The organism is Microbacterium sp. 69-10 (assembly GCF_001897945.1).
Classification (GTDB): Bacteria; Actinomycetota; Actinomycetes; order Actinomycetales; family Microbacteriaceae; genus Microbacterium.
In genome coordinates this window covers 151,021-167,106 of sequence record NZ_MKRT01000022.1, presented here as the reverse complement: position 1 = coordinate 167,106, position 16,086 = coordinate 151,021, and the positions used below count along the sequence as shown (strand labels likewise).

Here is a 16,086-nt window from a genome sequence, read left to right as displayed (position 1 = left end):
CACGCTCGAGGACGCCCTCGCCGCGATCGACTACGCGGTGCCGGCGCTGGAGGTGCTGAACTCCCACATCGAGCTGGAGGGCCGCACGATCGTCGACACGATCAGCGACAACGCCGCCTACGGCGCGATGGTGCTGGGCGACGTGCGCATGCACCCCGACGAGATCGACCTGCGCTGGGTGCCGGGAGTCCTCTCCCGCAACGGCGAGATCGAGGAGACCGGGGTCGCCGCGGGCGTGCTCGGGCATCCGGCCACCGGCGTCGCCTGGCTGGCGAACAAGTTCCACCAGCACGGTCAGCGGCTGGAGGCCGGGGAGCTCATCCTGGCAGGATCGTTCACGCGGCCCATGTGGGTGCAGCGCGGCGACACCGTGCTGTGCGACTACCGCGAGATGGGGACCATCGAATGCCGCTTCGTCTAGACCCGACCTTCCGCGACCGGCTCGCCGAGGCCGACCGCCCGCTGATCGGCATGTGGCTGAGCACCGGTTCCCCGCTCATCGCCGAGATCTGCGCCGGCTCGGGCGTGGACTGGCTGCTGATCGACATGGAGCACGGGCCCAACACCCTCACCACCGTGCAGCAGCAGCTGCAGGTGATCGCCGCGTACCCCCCGACCACCGTGGTGCGGGTGCCCTTCAACGAACCGGTCGTCATCAAGCAGGTGCTGGATGCCGGTGCGCAGAACCTGCTCGTGCCGATGGTGGCCTCCGCCGAGGAGGCGCGGGCGGCTGTCGCCGCCGTGCGCTACCCGCCGGAGGGCATCCGTGGCGTCGGTTCCGCGCTCGCGCGCAGCGCGCGCTGGGGCCGGGTGGGCGGATACGTGCCGAACGCGTCGCAGACGATCTCGCTGATCGTGCAGATCGAGTCGGCGGATGCCGTGGAGCGCGCCTCCGAGATCGCCGCCGTCGACGGCGTCGACGGCGTGCTGGTGGGTCCGGCCGACCTGTCGGCCTCGATGGGGCTGCCCGGCCAGCAGGGGCATCCGGATGTCGTCGCCGGCGTGCACCGCGTGTTCGAGGCCGCGCATGCCGCGGGCAAGAAGGCCGGCGTGAACGCGTTCGACCCGGCGGGTGCCGACGCCTACCTCGCGGCCGGCGCCGACTTCCTCTCGGCGAGCGCGGATGTGACGATCCTCGCGCGGGGCTCCGAGGCCCTCGCCGCCCGGTTCATCCCGGCATCCGACGAGGCGGGCACCGACTCGTACTGACCGCCCGGCCACAACTCCGGAGATTCATCGCCGAACCCGCCCGAAGAGTCGGATCCGGCGGTGGAACCCGCCGGTTCTCCGGAGTTGTGGCGGCTGTGGTTGGATGAACGGATGCTGACGCCCCGGACCGACCCGTGAACCGCGGCCTGGCGGCGATGGGCGATCGCAACTTCCGGTGGTTCTTCCTCGCCAGGGCGATCACGATGATCACCGGCTCCATGTCGTCGATCGCGCTGGCGTTCGCAGTGCTCGAGATCGACAACGACCCGGTCAGCCTGTCGCTGGTTCTCACGGCCTTCACGGTCGCGAACGTCGTGTTCGTTCTCTTCGGCGGGGTCGTGGCAGATCGGCTCCCCCGTGCACTGGTGATCCAGGCCTGCTATGTGCTGGACCTGCTCTCGATCGGCGCGATCGCGTATCTGCTGTTCACGGACACCGCCACGATCCCCGTGATGGTGGCCCTCGCCGCGGTCAACGGTGCGTCGACCGCGTTCGTGCTCCCCGCGATGCAGGGCATCATCCCGCAGCTCACCCGGCCGGAGACCCTGCAGCAGGCCAACGCCATGCTCTCGTTCGTGCGCTCCGCGGTCACGATCGGCGGACCGGTGATCGCCGGCATCCTGGTCACGACCGCCGGTCCCGCCTGGGCGATGGTCGTGCAGCTGATCGGCTGGCTCTCGGCCATCCCGATCCTGGCGATGGTGAAGCTGCCTCCGCCCGTCGGCGACGGGCGCTTCTCGCTGTTCGCCGACCTGCGCATCGGCTGGACCGAGTTCTGGAGCCGGTCCTGGCTGTACGCGGTCGTGCTCGCGTTCATGATCATGAACGCGATCCACGTCGGCGCGTGGGGCGTCGTCGGTCCGTACGTCGCCAAGAACGACGACCGGCTCGGCATCGCCGGCTGGGGGTGGGTGGTCAGCGCCGAGGGCGTCGGCGTGCTGCTGATGACCCTGATCCTGATGTGGTTCCCACTCAAGTGCCCCCTGCGGATGGGGATGATCGGCATCAGCCTGTTCGCGATCCCGCTGACCATGCTGGGCGTGCACCCGGCGGTCGTGCTCGTGGCGATCGCGGCCCTCATCGTGGGCGCCGGCACCGAGGTGTTCAGCACCGGGTGGAGCGTGGCGATGATGGAGAACATCCCCACCGAGAAGCTCAGCCGCGTCTCCAGCTACGACATGCTGGGCAGCTTCGTGGTCATGCCGATCGGCACGCTCGTGTACGGGTGGCTGATCACGCGCGCCGACCCGGCCGTGGTGCTGGTCACCTCGGGCATCATCTATGCGGTCATCGCCGTGGGCACCGCGTTCGTGCCGAGCGTGTGGCGGATGGGCCGCGTCGAGGCGGCGACCGTCTCGCACTGAACTCATGGCATCCGGTGCGAGACTGGACGCATGACCTTCGAGACCCTGCGGGCACTCGCCGACCGCGCCGCACTGTTCACCGCCCTGCGCCAGGACCAGCTGATGACCGCTACCGACGCACTCGGCGAGCACCGCTGGGACGTCGACCTCGCCGCCGGCACCTTCACGTTCGCGGCGACCGCGCAGCCCGACCGCACCCTGATGGCGACCCCGCATCTGCTCGCCTCGATCGCCCCGGGCCCGCGATCGCTGATGTGGTCCTGGGCCATGCCACAGGGCGACCGCTCCGGAGTCACCGAGAAGCTCCGCGCGTACGGCGCCGAGCACGGCATCCCCGAACTGACGCAGGGCGAGGTGGCCTTCCCGGACGACACCGGCGACGACATCCAGGCGTGGGTGGCCGACCTGGCCCACGTGATCGCGGGAGCGGCCGTGGAGATCACGGGGCTCTCGCCGTACTACTCGGCTCCGGCCGGTGGCGCCCGCGCCGTGCTGCTGCTGGACGCCCCGATCGAGCCGCTCACTGTCGCCGCCGCGGTCACGGCGCTCCCCCGCATCCTCTCCGGCCTCACGCTCGCCGACCCGCGCGCATCGGTGTGGGATCTCGGCCGCCTCGCGGGATGGCGGCTGGAGTGGGCGGACGAGGCGTTCTCGGCCGCGACGCTGACGGATGCCACCGGCTCGGCGACCTTCCGCTTCGACGAGTACGCGCGCATCACGGGCATCGAGGGCTCGCTGGGCGGCACCGCGCCGACCGCCTGATCCGGCCGCCTGGCGGCCCTCAGCGACCGAGGCGCTGCCTGGCCGTGCGGCTCCCCGCCCCGACGGGCACGCGCGTGGTCGCGGCTGCGAGCCCGAATGGTGGCATGTCGTTGTACACGACCTCGAGGTCGGCGAACGGCACCTGATAGGTCTCGTGCCAGACGCCGACGTCACCGGACCCCTGCGACCTGCGGACGAACTCGCGCCACGCGGCCAGGTGCGGTGCGTCGCGGTCCGACGCGAAGCGCTGCAGATGCTCCGGGCTCTCCCAGTACGAGAGCAGCACGGTGGTGCGCCCGAGCCACTGATGGAAACCGAGCAGTCCGGCATCCGGATGCTGCATCAGATGCTTCAGCATCGGCGCCATCCGCGAGGCGGTGCGCATCACGCTGCCGACGCGCCACCAGTGATTCGCCCGCATGCCGATCAGGAACACCGTGATGTCCGTGCGATCGGATGCCGCCGTGAAGCGCCCCGGTTCCACCTGAGCGGTCATGATCTCTCCCGTCGAAGCTTTACGTAACGTTGTTATGAAACGACGTTACGCTACGATCGTGACCATGGCAAGACCCACCGTCTACGACGACGACCTGCGCACGAGACTGCTGGAGGAGACCGCCGAGATCATCGACCGCGACGGCCCCGATCGCGTCGTGCTGCGCGAGATCGCCCGCGCGGCAGGCACCTCGACGTCAGCGATCTACACGCTGTTCGGAGGCAAGACCGAGCTGCTCACCGCCGTGATCGAGCATGCGTTCCGCTCCTTCGGAGACGCGCAGCTCGCCGCGGAGCCCCACGGGATCCGGGCGCTCGGCGAGGCTTATCGCTCCTGGGCGCTCGCCCATCCCGCGCTGTTCCGGCTGATGTTCGGCGATCGGATGCCCGCGGAGCACGCAGCGGTCGAGGCCGTGGCCCTGCAGTCGCTCACCCCACTCGTGCGCACCGTCTCCGGAATCCGGCCCGGCGCCGCCGAAGCCGCGCAGCGCGACGCCGTGATCATCTGGTCGCAGGTGCACGGCGCCGTGGCGCTCGAGCTCGCGCAGGCCGCTCCGCCCGACGTCGACTGGGACGCGGTCTACGCCGGGCTGCTCGATGTCGTGGAGCGCTCGCTCGCATAGTCCCGCCACGCCGCGAGACCCCCGGACAGCGCCGAGACCCCCAGTTGCAGTCGTCTGCAGCTGGGGGCCTCGTCAGGAAGCGGGGGTCTCGGCGGACCTGCGGGGTCAGGCCAGGGTGCGCTCGGCGGCCTCGACCACGTTCGTCATGAGCAGCGCCACCGTCATCGGACCGACCCCGCCGGGGTTCGGCGAGATGAAGCCGGCGACCTCGGCGACATCCGGGTGCACGTCGCCGTAGACCTTCGACTTGCCGGTCTCGGCATCCGTCTCCCTCGTGACGCCCACGTCGAGCACGGCGGCACCGGGCTTCACGTCGGAGGCCCTGATCAGATGCTTCACGCCGGCGCCGGCGACGATCACGTCGGCCTCGCGCAGGTACGGCGTCATGTCCGGCGTGCCGGTGTGCACCTGCGTGACCGTGGCGTTGATCTCGCGACGCGTCAGCAGCAGCCCCATCGGACGACCGATGGTGACGCCGCGGCCGACGACCACCACGTGCTTGCCGTTCAGGTCGTAGTCATTGCGCAGCAGCAGTTCGATCACACCGCGCGGGGTGCACGGCAGCGGCGTGTGGATCGGGCCGTTGACGTTCAGCACCAGCCGGCCGAGATTGGTCGGGTGCAGTCCGTCGGCATCCTTGGCAGGGTCGATCCGTTCCAGGATCGCGTCGGTGTCGAGGTGCTTCGGGAGCGGCAGCTGCACGATGTAGCCGTGGCAGGAGGGGTCGGCGTTGAGCTCGTCGATCAGCGCCTCGACCTGCTCCTGGGTGGCATCGGCGGGCAGCTCGCGCTGGATCGAGTTCATCCCGATCGCCTCGGACTGCTTGTGCTTCATGCCGACGTACAGCTGGGATGCCGGATCAGCACCCACCAGGACCGTGGCGATGCCCGGGACGACGCCGTGTTCGCGCAGCGCGGCCACGCGCTCGGTGAGCTCGTCCTTGATCGCCGCCGCGGCGGCCCTGCCGTCGAGGACCTTCGCGGTCACTGCTGCAGGCCCGGGTACAGCGGGAAGGCTGTGGCGAGGGCGTCCACGCGCGTGCGCAGCGCCTCGATGTCGGCACCGGGCTGCAGCGCGAGGGCGATGATGTCAGCCACCTCGGTGAACTCGGCGTCGCCGAAGCCGCGGGTCGCGAGCGCCGGCGTGCCGATGCGCAGACCCGAGGTCACCATCGGCGGACGCGGGTCGTTCGGGACGGCGTTGCGGTTCACGGTGATGTGGATCTCGTGCAGCAGATCCTCGGCCTGCTTGCCGTCGATCTCGGCGTCGCGCAGGTCGACGAGCACCAGGTGCACGTCGGTGCCGCCGGAGCGCACTGCGATGCCCGCGTCCTTGACGTCCTGCTGGCTGAGGCGCTCGGCGATGATCGCGGCGCCGCGCAGCACGCGCTCCTGGCGCTCCTTGAACTCGGGGGTCGCGGCGAGCTTGAACGCGGTCGCCTTGGCGGCGATCACATGCATCAGCGGACCACCCTGCTGGCCCGGGAACACGGCCGAGTTGATCTTCTTGGCGATGTCGGCGTCGTTGGTGAGGATGAAGCCCGAGCGCGGACCGCCGATGGTCTTGTGCACGGTCGACGAGACGACGTGGGCGTGGGGCACCGGGTTGGGGTGCAGCCCGGCGGCCACGAGGCCGGCGAAGTGCGCCATGTCGACCCAGAGCAGGGCGCCCACCTCGTCGGCGATCGCACGGAACGCGGCGAAGTCGAGGGTGCGCGGGTAGGCGGACCAGCCGGCGATGATCACCTTCGGCTTGTGCTCGAGGGCGAGCGCGCGCACCTCGTCCATGTCGATGGTGGAGGTCTCGGGGTTCACACCGTACGCGACGATGTTGTACAGACGGCCGGAGAAGTTGATCTTCATGCCGTGCGTGAGGTGGCCGCCCTGGTCGAGGGAGAGACCGAGCAGGGTGTCGCCGGGGCGCGCGATGGCGTGCAGCACGGCGGCGTTCGCGGAGGCGCCGGAGTGCGGCTGCACGTTCGCGAACTCGGAGCCGAACAGCGCCTTGGCGCGGGCGATCGCCAGCTCCTCGGCGACGTCGACCTCTTCGCAGCCGCCGTAGTAGCGACGACCCGGGTAGCCCTCGGCGTACTTGTTCGTCAGCACCGAGCCCTGCGACTGCAGCACGGAGACGGGCACGAAGTTCTCGGAGGCGATCATCTCGAGGTACGTGCGCTGGCGCTCCAGCTCGCGCTCGAGCACCTCGGCGATCTCGGGGTCGACCTCGGCGAGCGGGGCGTCGAAGTAGCGGTCGGTCATGGCGGTCTCCTGTTCACACGGGGTAAGGGGTGTGTTCCTCATCGGCCCAGGCGCGCGGTCGAATCCTCAGAGCCGCTCCCCGGTGGTGACCCACCCAGACGCCAGTCGCGACGCAAGAAAGCTTAGCGGATGGCGATGTCCGCGGCCCACGGTCCTCGCCCGTGTGACGGTGGGCCCGCGCTTGCGCGACGGTGAGCGCGCTAGGTTTTGTTCATGGTCCTTCCTGTTCTCCTCCCGCTGGTCCCGGCACCGGTCTCCGTCGTCATCGGCGAGGGGCGGATGCCGTTGACGGATCCCCTGCGCATCATCGGCGACGACGCCGCGTCCGATCAGCTCGTCACCGCGATCGGGCACCGCACCGGCATCCTCCCGGTGCGAGTCGACGAGGAGCCGCGTCCCGGAGACGTCGTGGTGCGGATCGATCCGGATGCCGCGGCCGAGGCGTATGCGCTGACGGTCGGCGAGATCGTCGAGCTGACCGGCTCCGCGAACGGGCTGCTGCACGGCATCCGCACCCTGATGCAGCTGCTGGCGGACGACGGGGACGGCCGGTGGACCTGGCGCCGCGCGAGGATCGCCGACGCCCCGCGCTTCGCGTACCGCGGCGTCATGCTCGACGTCGCCCGGCGCTTCTTCCCGGTCGACGAGGTCGAGAAGGTGATCGACCGGATCGCCGACCTGAAGTTCAACCACCTGCACCTGCACCTCAGCGACGACCAGGGCTGGCGCATCCACATCGACTCCTGGCCGCTGCTCTCGCAGCTCTCCTCGACGGTGAGCGCCACGGGCGACGGCCGGGCAACCGGCGGCGGCTGCTACAGCAAGGACGACTACCGCACGATCGTCTCGTACGCGGCCTCCCGCGGCATCACGATCGTCCCCGAGATCGACATGCCCGGCCACACCCATGCCATCGGAATCGCCTATCCCGAACTCGTCGAGGCGCCGGTCATGAACGAGCATCTGCTCGACGACGCGAAGCGACTGGGCCACGCCCTCCCCGAGGCGGGCGTGCCCTACACCGGCTGGGGCGTCGGCCACTCCAGCCTGCGCATCCACGAGAAGCGCACCTACGAGTTCGTCCGGGACGTGCTCGCGGAGCTCGCCGAGCTCACGCCCGGCCCGTACCTGCACATCGGCGGGGACGAGTCGCTGGGCACCTCCCCCGCGGACTTCGCCTACTTCATCGAGCGCGCGACCGGGATCGTGCAGGAGCTCGGCAAGACTCCCGTCGCCTGGCACGAGGCCGGCGCCGCCGAGGTCGCGCCCGGCACGGTGGGCCAGTACTGGGGCCTGCTCGCGCCGGACGCCTCGCACGCCGAGCACACCGCGCACTTCGTGGAGCGCGGCGGACGCGTGATCCTCTCGCCGTCGGACGCCGCCTACCTCGACATGAAGTACGACCACGACTTCCCGCTCGGTCTCGCCTGGGCGGGGACCGTGGACCTGCACCGCGCCTACGACTGGCAGCCCACCGCGCTTCTCGACATCCCCGCGGATGCCGTCGCCGGCGTCGAGGCCCCACTCTGGACCGAGACGGTGGAGAGCCTCGACGAGGCCGATCAGCTGATGTTCCCGCGCATCGCGGCCATCGCCGAGATCGCCTGGAGCACCTCCGATCGCACTCGCGACTGGAATGATTTCCGCGAGAGACTGGCAGCGCAGGCGCCGGCCTGGCGCGCCGACGGCATCCGATTCCACCCCGTGCCCGAGATCGACTGGAGCGACCGATGACCCCGACCACAGACTTCCGCGGCTCGCGCGTGATCCACTCCGCGCGGATCGTCGACGGCGACGGCAGCACCACGGAGAACGGCTGGGTGCGGTTCGAGGACGGCCTGGTCGTCGCACGCGGCACGGGCGCGGACTGGACGGACGCCGACGACGTGATCGACGCGAGCGAGGTCGCCGGAGCGGATGCGATCCTCACCCCCGGCTTCATCGACATCCACGGGCACGGCGGGGCAGGCGCTGCCTACGACGACGGCGCGGACGCCATTCGCACCGGGCGCGACATGCACCGGACCCACGGCACCACGCGCGCCGTCATCTCGCTGGTCACGGCGTCCATCGACGACCTCGCGCACCAGGTGTCGGTCATCGCGGATCTCACCGAGTCGGACCCCGAGATCCTCGGCAGCCACCTGGAGGGCCCGTTCCTGGACCCAGGGCATCAGGGGGCGCACGAGCCGTCGCTGCTGCGCGCACCGGAGCCCGCCGATGTCGCACGCCTGCTGGAGGCCGGGCGCGGAACGGTGCGCCAGGTGACCCTCGCCCCCGAGCTTCCCGGCGGGCTCGACGCGGTGCGCCAGATCGTGGCATCCGGCGCCGCCGTCGCCGTCGGTCACACGGACGCGGATGCCGAGATCGCGCGCCAGGCGTTCGAGGCGGGTGCCACGATCCTCACGCACGCCTTCAACGCCATGAACGGCATCCACCACCGCGCGCCGGGACCGATCCTCGTCGCGGCGGCCGACCACCGGGTCGTCCTGGAGGGCATCGCAGACAACTTCCACCTCGACCCGCACGTGATCAAGCTGCTGTTCGACGCCGCGCCGGGCAGGGTGGCTCTGATCACCGATGCGATGGCCGCAGCGGGCAGCGCCGACGGACACTACGACCTGGGCGCGGTCAAGGTCACCGTGAAGGACGGCATGGCGCGCGCCGACGACACCGGCTCGATCGCCGGCTCCACGCTCACGCAGGACGTCGCACTGCGGCGCGCCGTCGAGGCGGGCGTACCCCTCGGCGAGGCCGTGCGCGCGCTGACCGCGACTCCGGCCGGCGCCGTCGGATTCGGCGGTTCGCTCGGCAGGCTGCAGCCCGGTCATGCGGCGGACGCCGTGCTGCTGGACTGCGGCTTCACGGTTCGCGGAGTGTGGGTCGGGGCCGCGGCGTCCCGCTGACCCGCGACGGCGGTCCGCCCCGCGGTGCCCGCCGCACGCCCGGCTGGCCGCCGAGAAGCGCCCGGACATGCGGGAGGCCGCTGCCTTTTCCCCAGTGCAGCGGCCTCACCTCCCCCGAGCCGACCGGCCGGAATCTCCTCCCCCGAGGATTCCGAGCCGGTCTCGACCCGGCGCGATACCCCGCGCGCCGATGTCACCTGACACCCCGCCCCCCGGTGGCGTGTCAGGCATGCTCTACGAGAAGAGATGCAACCGGCCACGGTTCATTACGCGGTTTCCAGAAGTTTCTTCGCGGATCTTCGTGGGAGCGCTCTCCACAGGATTCGGGCGGGGGTGGCCTCAGGAACGTTTTCGGGTCAGAATGGAGAAGACGCGTGATGAAATCCCCTCCCACGCGTCTCTTCTTGTGAAGGCGCCTCAGCTGGGTATGAGAGCGTTCCCAGGAACAAGACGAAGGAAGACGTGGAAGACCAGAGTCCAGCAAGGTCAGCAGCGGCTGACGCCGACCTCGTGCTGCGCACCCGTTCGGGTGACGCCGAGGCGTTCGGCGAACTCTGGCGACGTCATTACCGGTCCGGGATGACGGTCGCCCGCTCGATCACCTCCTCGATCGACCCCGACGATCTGGTGCAGGAGTCGTACTCCCGCATCTACCAGGCCATCCTCAAGGGCGGCGGCCCCAACGGGTCGTTCCGCGCGTATCTCTTCACGAGCATCCGCAACACCGCCGCCGCATGGGGCCGGGCACGCCGCGAGACGACGATCGACGAGCTCGAGACGGTCGCCGATCCGGCCAGCACCGACAGCGCCGCGAACGAGGAGCTGGACCGCGGGCTGACCGCGCAGGCGTTCCGCTCGCTCCCCTCGCGGTGGCAGGAGGTGCTCTGGTACTCCGAGATCGAGCAGATGAAGCCGGCCGCGATCGGCGCGCTGCTCGGAATGAGCGCCGGCGCCGTGTCGCAGCTGACGTTCCGCGCCCGGGAGGGCCTCCGTGAGGCCTGGATCCAGGCGCACCTGCGCAGCGTCGGCGAGGGCTCCGACTGCCAGTGGACCATCGAGCACCTCGGTGCCTACTCGCGCGGCAACCTGGGTGCCCGCGCGCAGCAGCGCATCGACGATCACCTCGAGGGCTGCGCGCGCTGCATGATCGTCGCAGCCGAGGCGAAGGACGTGTCCAGCCGTCTCGCACTCGTCCTGCTCCCCCTCGTCCTGGGAGTCACCGGCGCATCCGCCTATCTCGCAGCGCTGCAGGGCGGCGGAACGCCGCTCGTCGCCCTGGCCGCCATGCCGTCGAGCGTCGTCGAGGGCGCGGTCGTCGCCGGCACCACGGGCGGCGGGGTCGCCGCGGGCAGCGCAGTCACCTCGGGTGCCGCCGGGTCCGGCAGCGCCGGGGGATCCGGCGCGTCCAGCGCCTCCGGCTCGATGCCTGGCATCGGCGCGCTGGTGGGCGCAGGTTCGGCCGCGCTCGTCATCGCGGGAGTGGTCGCCGCAGCAGCGGTGGTGCCCGGGATGCTCAGCGGAGCGCCCGCGACCTCCCAGCCCAGCGCCTCCGAGTCCGAGCCCTCGTCGATCTCCTCCGAGGTCGTGCCCGACTCCACGATGTCCGCCGACACCCCGATGGTGATCGACGCCGAAGAGCAGCCCCCGGCCCCCAAGGACGACGCCGAGGTCAAGGCCGACGCCCAGCCTCCGGCGCCTCCGCAGCACGCGGACGTCACGGAGCCCGCCATCGCGAAGCCCGCGCCGACGCCGACGCCCACCCCGACCCCGACTCCTGATCCGGAGCCGACTCCTTCGCCCGAGCCGACACCCACGCCCACGCCGACGCCCGACCCGGGTGAGGACGGAGGCGCGGTGGATCCCGGCGGCGAGAACCCGGAGGCGCAGGAGTTGACCTGGGGCACGGCCGATGTCGTGATCGATACGAAGTTCCGCACTCACTACCTGATCCCGGTGCAGGGGACGCCTGGAAGCGTCGTGCAGGTGTGGATGGATGCCGTGCCGGCACGCGGTGCTGAGCTGACGCTGTCACCGGACGGAACGGGGACCGCTGATCTGCGACCCAACGCCCAGCAGCTTTTCACCAATGCAGAGGTGGGGTTCCGCTACGTCGTCGACGGCGTCCCCGGCGACTGGAGCTCGACCAACCTGTGGTCGCTTCACCCGCTGCTGGGTGCGCCGGCGCCCGACGCCCCGGCCACGGCGGCTCCGACGCCGCCCGCCGAATAGACTTGAGGGCATGTCGCAGGATCCCGTCGTCGTCCCCGGCGTGAGCCGCCGCCCCCTCACCGCACTGGATCTCATCCGCGTGGTCGTGCTGCTGGCCGCGCTCGTCACCTTCGCACTGTGGGGCTTCGGTTCGTGGCCCCTGCCCTGGAACATCGTGGTCGGCATCGGCGCTCCCGTCGTCACGCTCCTGGTGTGGGCGCTGTTCCTGTCGCCCCGCGCCGTCCTGCACCTGCATCCGTTCCTCCGTGCCCTGGTCGAGCTCCTCATCTACGTCGCCGTCACGCTCGCATGGTGGTCGCTGGGCCACGCCTGGATGGGGCTCGCCTTCGCAGTCGTCGCCGTCACCGCGGGTGTGATCGCCGGACGCCGCACCCTGGCATGAGCGTCCTCGCGCTGCTGCGGCAGGACCTCGGCGACATCGTCGACACCTCCGACGAGTTCCTCGAGCAGGCGCGCGCGGACCGCAGCGGCCACCGCTCCCCCGGACGGCCCCTCGCCGTCGTCCGTGCGCGCACGGTCGACGACGTCCAGCGCACGCTGCGCATCGCGTCGGCGACCGCCACGCCCGTGGTCGTGCGCGGCGCGGGCACCGGCCTCGCCGGCGCCGCGAACGCCGGGCCCGGCCAGATCGTGCTGTCCACCGCGGAGATGGACCGCATCATCGAGGTGCGCCCCGACGACCTGCTCGCAGTCGTGGAGCCGGGCATCCTCAACGCGACGCTGAACGCGCAGCTCGCGGAGCACGACGTGTGGTGGGCGCCCGATCCCGCCAGCCGCGAGATCTCGACCGTGGGCGGCAACATCGCCACGGGCGCCGGCGGGCTGCTCTGCGCGAAGTACGGCGTCGTCCGCGACGCGGTGCTGGGCGTGGACCTCGTGCTGGCCGACGGGCGTCTCCTGCGCCTCGGCCACCGTACGGTGAAGGGCGTCACAGGCCTAGACCTCACCTCGCTGGTGATCGGCTCGGAGGGGCGGCTCGGCGTGATCGTCGGCGCGACCCTCAAGCTGCGCAGGCTCGTGGAGGGCGGCACCTGCACGATCACCGCGACCTTCGACTCGGTCCGTGACGCCGCCGCCGCATCCGCCGCCGTCACCGCCTCCGGTGCGCAGCCGGCGATCATGGAGCTCATGGACGCCCGCATGCTCGCGGCCGTGCACGCGCTTCTGGGTCTGCCCGTCTCCGATGCCGGCACCGCGCAGCTCACCATCCAGACCGACGGGCCGGCCGCCCGCGAGGAGGCCGCACGCATCGTGGCGGTGCTCAGAGCCGCCGGCGGCGCGGTGGTGGAGACCGATGATCCCGTGGAGGGAGAGCGCCTGCTCGCCATCCGCCGCTCCACGCACCCGGCGCTGGCCGCACTCGGCACCACGCTCATCGAAGACGTGGCTGTGCCGCGCAGCGCGATGCCCGCGATGTTCGACGAGATCGCTCGCATCGAGCAGGAGTACGGCGTCGTGATACCGACCGTCGCGCACGCCGGCGACGGCAACCTGCATCCGAACTTCATCTTCGACGGCGACGAGGTCCCCGATCACATCTGGGAGGCCGCCGGTGAGCTGTTCCGGGCCGCGATCCGCCTCGGCGGCACGCTGACCGGGGAGCACGGCATCGGGATGCTCAAGAGCCGCTGGCTGGCCGAGGAGCTGGGCGAGGACCAGTGGCGGATCCAGCGCGACATCATGCGCGTCTTCGACCCGCAGGGGATCCTGAACCCAGGGAAGGTGTTCTCCGATGCCTGACATCCGCGTCAGCGCCGCCGTGATCGTCGACCGCGCAGGGCGCGTGCTCGTGGTCCGCAAACAGGGCACCACGCGCTTCATGCAGCCGGGCGGCAAGCCGGAGCCCGGCGAGACCGCGGCGCAGACGCTGATCCGCGAACTCGACGAGGAGCTCTCGCTGCACGTCGAGGAGTCCGATCTCGAGCCGCTGGGGACCTTCGTCTCGGCGGCGGCCAACGAGCCGGGTCACCGGGTGATCGCGGATGCCTTCGCGATGCACGCGGAGCCGGAGGACGTCGTCGTGCAGGCCGAGCTCGCAGAGCTGCGATGGCTGGAGCCCGGCGACCGCACGAGCGTGCCGCTGGCACCGCTCAGCGAGGAGCACCTCCTGGCGTTCGCCTGGCGCTGACGCGGGCAGGCATCCCGAGAACGGACGCGCGCCCTGCGCGCTCGGCCCGCCGCCTCGCGGCGGGCCGAGCGCGCAGGGATCAGAGCCCCTGCCAGGCCGGCTTGTTCGCGTAGGTGTAGCGGTAGTAGTCGGCCAGCTGCAGCTTCGACGCGGCCGCCTCGTCGACCACCACGGTCACGTGCGGGTGCAGCTGGATCGCGGATGCCGGAATCATGGCGCTGACCGGCCCCTCGAGCGCGGCGGCCACCGCATCCGCCTTGCCCTCGCCGAACGCGAGCAGCACGAGGTGACGCGCGCGCAGGATCGTCCCGAGCCCCTGCGTGATGCAGTGCTGCGGCACGTCGTGGATCGAGTCGAAGAAGCGCGCGTTGTCCTGCCGGGTCTGCTCGGTGAGCGTCTTGATGCGGGTGGTGGATGCGAACGACGAGCCCGGCTCGTTGAAGCCGATGTGGCCGTCGGTGCCGATGCCGAGGATCTGCAGGTCCACGCCGCCCGCGGCGACGATGGCCGCGTCGTAGTCGTCGCCCGCGTGCTCGATCGTCTCGACGGCCCCGTTGGGGACGTGGATCAGCTCGGGGTCGAGGCCGAGCGGCTCGATGACCTCACGGGTGATGACCGAGCGGTAGCTCTCCGGATGCGCGGGATCGATGCCCACGTACTCGTCCAGGGCGAAGCCGCGCACGTGGGACACGTCATGCCCCGCGAGCCGCTCGCGCAGTGCCTGATAGACCGGCAGCGGAGTCGACCCGGTGGCGAGCCCCAGCACGGGCTCAGCGACGGTGTCGATGAGGTGCACGATCTCGTCGGCAACCAGCGCTCCGGCGGCCTCCTTGCTCGCGGTGATGACGACTTCAGCCATGAGTGACTATCTCCTTGTCTCGGACGTCGGTACCCGCGGATGCGGATCCCAGCAGGGCGGCGCCGGTGGCCGCCACCGGCGAGTCCGCCGGAAGCATCTCGATTCTCTCATCGAGCCGCAGCGACCGCAGGAACGGCGACGCCGCCGCCTCCTCCTGCAGGGTCGCGCGGATGCCCGGGCCGATGCGGTCGGCGAGTGCGCTGAGGCCGCCGCCGATGACGACGGTCTCGACGTCGGCGGCGAGCACCAGGGCGCGCACGGCTGCCGCAGCACCGCGCTGCAGATCGAGTCGGAGAGCGGATGCCGTGGCATCCCCGGCGTCCGCGGCATCCAGGATGTCCTTCACGGGGAGGTCTCCGCCTCTCCCCCAGGCCCGCGCCAGGGCGCCGCCTCCGCACAGCGTCTCGATGCAGCCGCGCTGCCCGCATCCGCACACCCGTCCGAGCGGGTCGACCACGAGATGTCCGACCTCGCCGGCGGTTCCCCGTGCGCCGCGCCAGATGCGCCCGTCGATCACGATTCCCGCAGCGACGCCGGTGCCGAGGTTCAGATAGGCCATCGGGCGGGTGTCGCCGCGCAGCGCGGCCGCGCCCAGCGCAGCCGCCTTCACGTCGTTCTCGACCTGGCTCGGGATGCCGGTCGTCTCGTGCACGCGGGTTGCGACGTCCAGTTCCTCGACGCCGAGGTTCACGGCGTGCAGCACCCGTCCGTGCTCGGCATCCACGAGCCCCGGGATCCCGACGCCGATCGAGATCACCGACCTGCCCGCGGGCAGCTGCGCCTGCAGGGCGCTGACAGCATGCAGGATGCCGTCGATGACGGCGGTCCCGCCCCATCCGGTCGGGATGCGCATGTTCCCGAGGGCGACGCCGTCGGCGTCCAGCGCGATCCCGGCGATCTTCGTGCCGCCCACGTCCAGGCCGATGCGCACGGCCGCGCTCACGACACCCCCAGTTGGGCGGCGAGCACCGTGACGACCGCGCCGCGGACCACGATGTCGCGCTGGTCGCTGAGACGGATGGGCACGTCGGCGAACACGCCCTCCAGCGTGCGGTCGTGCAGCGCCCGGGTCGCGGCATCCAGGAAGACGCCGTCGAACAGGTCGGCGGGGCCGGCGATGACCACCTCGGCCAGGTCGAGCGCCGCCACGATCAGCGCGATCGCCATGCCGAGGCGGGTCCCGGCGTCGGCCAGGATCTCGCCGCGGCTCTCCGGTGCGGCGGCGGTCTCCGCGAGCAGGCGGGGGACGTTCA

17 protein-coding genes and 1 riboswitch (1 of these 18 only partly in view) are annotated in these 16,086 nt (G+C 71.1%); of the genes, 11 read left to right on the top strand and 6 right to left on the bottom strand.

Annotated features, from left to right (window positions below; genetic code table 11):
- From BGN97_RS09880 to BGN97_RS09865, 4 genes are all read left to right on the top strand, one after another.
- On the top strand, nucleotides 1–421 hold a 421-nt coding region (locus BGN97_RS09880; protein ID WP_292700717.1), incomplete at its 5' end, for a fumarylacetoacetate hydrolase family protein.
- Entirely contained in the window at nucleotides 406–1,209 is an 804-nt protein-coding gene (locus tag BGN97_RS09875) for an aldolase/citrate lyase family protein (RefSeq protein ID WP_292700714.1), read from the top strand. The genes BGN97_RS09880 and BGN97_RS09875, both read left to right, overlap by 16 nt.
- Nucleotides 1,210–1,343: 134 nt before the next feature.
- Entirely contained in the window at nucleotides 1,344–2,573 is a 1,230-nt protein-coding gene (locus tag BGN97_RS09870) for an MFS transporter (RefSeq protein ID WP_292700711.1), read from the top strand.
- A 30-nt stretch (nucleotides 2,574–2,603) separates the two neighbouring features.
- Complete coding sequence (locus BGN97_RS09865; protein ID WP_292700709.1) at nucleotides 2,604–3,335, top strand: DUF6882 domain-containing protein; 732 nt, start codon at nucleotides 2,604–2,606, stop codon at nucleotides 3,333–3,335.
- A 19-nt stretch (nucleotides 3,336–3,354) separates the two neighbouring features.
- On the opposite strand, the gene BGN97_RS09860 is transcribed toward BGN97_RS09865, so the two are convergent.
- Nucleotides 3,355–3,831, bottom strand: a complete 477-nt coding sequence (locus BGN97_RS09860) for a DUF4188 domain-containing protein (RefSeq protein ID WP_292700706.1) — start codon at nucleotides 3,829–3,831, stop codon at nucleotides 3,355–3,357.
- A gap of 64 nt (nucleotides 3,832–3,895) precedes the next feature.
- Between BGN97_RS09860 and BGN97_RS09855 the strand changes: the two genes are divergently transcribed.
- A complete protein-coding gene (locus BGN97_RS09855) occupies nucleotides 3,896–4,453 on the top strand; it encodes a TetR/AcrR family transcriptional regulator (RefSeq protein ID WP_292700704.1) in 558 nt (185 codons plus the stop codon).
- Nucleotides 4,454–4,558: 105 nt separating this feature from the next.
- Here the strand turns inward: BGN97_RS09855 and BGN97_RS09850 are convergent, their stop codons facing one another.
- Both BGN97_RS09850 and glyA read right to left on the bottom strand, forming a co-directional pair.
- Nucleotides 4,559–5,440 (bottom strand): bifunctional methylenetetrahydrofolate dehydrogenase/methenyltetrahydrofolate cyclohydrolase, encoded by an 882-nt coding sequence (locus BGN97_RS09850; protein WP_292700702.1) that lies wholly within the window; start codon nucleotides 5,438–5,440, stop codon nucleotides 4,559–4,561.
- Nucleotides 5,437–6,711, bottom strand: coding sequence for a serine hydroxymethyltransferase (gene glyA, locus BGN97_RS09845; protein WP_292700699.1), 1,275 nt, complete (start codon nucleotides 6,709–6,711; stop codon nucleotides 5,437–5,439). Before glyA ends, BGN97_RS09850 begins: the two co-directional genes overlap by 4 nt.
- 37 nt (nucleotides 6,712–6,748) lie before the next feature.
- Nucleotides 6,749–6,830, bottom strand: a riboswitch (ZMP/ZTP riboswitch).
- A gap of 94 nt (nucleotides 6,831–6,924) precedes the next feature.
- Between glyA and BGN97_RS09840 the strand changes: the two genes are divergently transcribed.
- The 6 genes from BGN97_RS09840 (at nucleotide 6,925) to BGN97_RS09815 (ending at nucleotide 13,974) form a co-directional block, all read left to right on the top strand.
- The gene (locus tag BGN97_RS09840) at nucleotides 6,925–8,445 is read left to right on the top strand and encodes a family 20 glycosylhydrolase (protein WP_292700696.1); all 1,521 of its coding nucleotides are present in this window, start codon (nucleotides 6,925–6,927) and stop codon (nucleotides 8,443–8,445) included.
- Nucleotides 8,442–9,617, top strand: a complete 1,176-nt coding sequence (locus BGN97_RS09835; protein WP_292700693.1) for an N-acetylglucosamine-6-phosphate deacetylase — start codon at nucleotides 8,442–8,444, stop codon at nucleotides 9,615–9,617. Before BGN97_RS09840 ends, BGN97_RS09835 begins: the two co-directional genes overlap by 4 nt.
- A gap of 462 nt (nucleotides 9,618–10,079) precedes the next feature.
- Nucleotides 10,080–11,846 (top strand): sigma-70 family RNA polymerase sigma factor, encoded by a 1,767-nt coding sequence (locus tag BGN97_RS09830; RefSeq protein ID WP_363331424.1) that lies wholly within the window; start codon nucleotides 10,080–10,082, stop codon nucleotides 11,844–11,846.
- A 10-nt stretch (nucleotides 11,847–11,856) separates the two neighbouring features.
- The gene (locus BGN97_RS09825) at nucleotides 11,857–12,228 is read left to right on the top strand and encodes a YrdB family protein (protein ID WP_292700687.1); all 372 of its coding nucleotides are present in this window, start codon (nucleotides 11,857–11,859) and stop codon (nucleotides 12,226–12,228) included.
- Complete coding sequence (locus tag BGN97_RS09820) at nucleotides 12,225–13,586, top strand: FAD-linked oxidase C-terminal domain-containing protein (protein WP_292700684.1); 1,362 nt, start codon at nucleotides 12,225–12,227, stop codon at nucleotides 13,584–13,586. Before BGN97_RS09825 ends, BGN97_RS09820 begins: the two co-directional genes overlap by 4 nt.
- Nucleotides 13,579–13,974: an NUDIX domain-containing protein gene (locus BGN97_RS09815; protein ID WP_292700681.1), complete on the top strand. Its 396-nt coding sequence runs from the start codon at nucleotides 13,579–13,581 to the stop codon at nucleotides 13,972–13,974. Before BGN97_RS09820 ends, BGN97_RS09815 begins: the two co-directional genes overlap by 8 nt.
- Nucleotides 13,975–14,053: 79 nt before the next feature.
- Here BGN97_RS09815 and nagB read toward each other — a convergent pair whose 3' ends face one another.
- The 3 genes in view from nagB to BGN97_RS09800 are tightly spaced (each overlapping or abutting the next) and all read right to left on the bottom strand, a layout consistent with a single transcriptional unit that may run on beyond the window.
- Nucleotides 14,054–14,833 (bottom strand): glucosamine-6-phosphate deaminase, encoded by a 780-nt coding sequence (gene nagB, locus BGN97_RS09810; protein WP_292700678.1) that lies wholly within the window; start codon nucleotides 14,831–14,833, stop codon nucleotides 14,054–14,056.
- Nucleotides 14,826–15,776: an ROK family protein gene (locus BGN97_RS09805; RefSeq protein WP_292700675.1), complete on the bottom strand. Its 951-nt coding sequence runs from the start codon at nucleotides 15,774–15,776 to the stop codon at nucleotides 14,826–14,828. The genes nagB and BGN97_RS09805 overlap by 8 nt, the downstream gene beginning before the upstream one ends.
- Nucleotides 15,773–16,086 carry the final stretch of an ROK family transcriptional regulator gene (locus tag BGN97_RS09800; protein WP_292700672.1) on the bottom strand. It continues 811 nt past the right edge of the window, so 314 of the gene's 1,125 nt are visible here — the last part of the coding sequence; its start codon lies off the right edge, out of view; it ends in the stop codon at nucleotides 15,773–15,775. Before BGN97_RS09800 ends, BGN97_RS09805 begins: the two co-directional genes overlap by 4 nt.

Bases quoted from the DNA above. Each gene is read 5' to 3' on its own strand.
- BGN97_RS09875 (WP_292700714.1), top strand. From the start codon at position 406: ATGCCGCTTCGTCTAGACCCGACCTTCCGCGACCGGCTCGCCGAGGCC.
- BGN97_RS09865 (WP_292700709.1), top strand. From the start codon at position 2,604: ATGACCTTCGAGACCCTGCGGGCACTCGCCGACCGCGCCGCACTGTTC.
- BGN97_RS09860 (WP_292700706.1), bottom strand. From the start codon at position 3,831: ATGACCGCTCAGGTGGAACCGGGGCGCTTCACGGCGGCATCCGATCGC.
- BGN97_RS09855 (WP_292700704.1), top strand. From the start codon at position 3,896: ATGGCAAGACCCACCGTCTACGACGACGACCTGCGCACGAGACTGCTG.
- glyA (WP_292700699.1), bottom strand. From the start codon at position 6,711: ATGACCGACCGCTACTTCGACGCCCCGCTCGCCGAGGTCGACCCCGAG.
- BGN97_RS09840 (WP_292700696.1), top strand. From the start codon at position 6,925: ATGGTCCTTCCTGTTCTCCTCCCGCTGGTCCCGGCACCGGTCTCCGTC.
- BGN97_RS09835 (WP_292700693.1), top strand. From the start codon at position 8,442: ATGACCCCGACCACAGACTTCCGCGGCTCGCGCGTGATCCACTCCGCG.
- BGN97_RS09825 (WP_292700687.1), top strand. From the start codon at position 11,857: ATGTCGCAGGATCCCGTCGTCGTCCCCGGCGTGAGCCGCCGCCCCCTC.
- BGN97_RS09820 (WP_292700684.1), top strand. From the start codon at position 12,225: ATGAGCGTCCTCGCGCTGCTGCGGCAGGACCTCGGCGACATCGTCGAC.
- BGN97_RS09815 (WP_292700681.1), top strand. From the start codon at position 13,579: ATGCCTGACATCCGCGTCAGCGCCGCCGTGATCGTCGACCGCGCAGGG.
- nagB (WP_292700678.1), bottom strand. From the start codon at position 14,833: ATGGCTGAAGTCGTCATCACCGCGAGCAAGGAGGCCGCCGGAGCGCTG.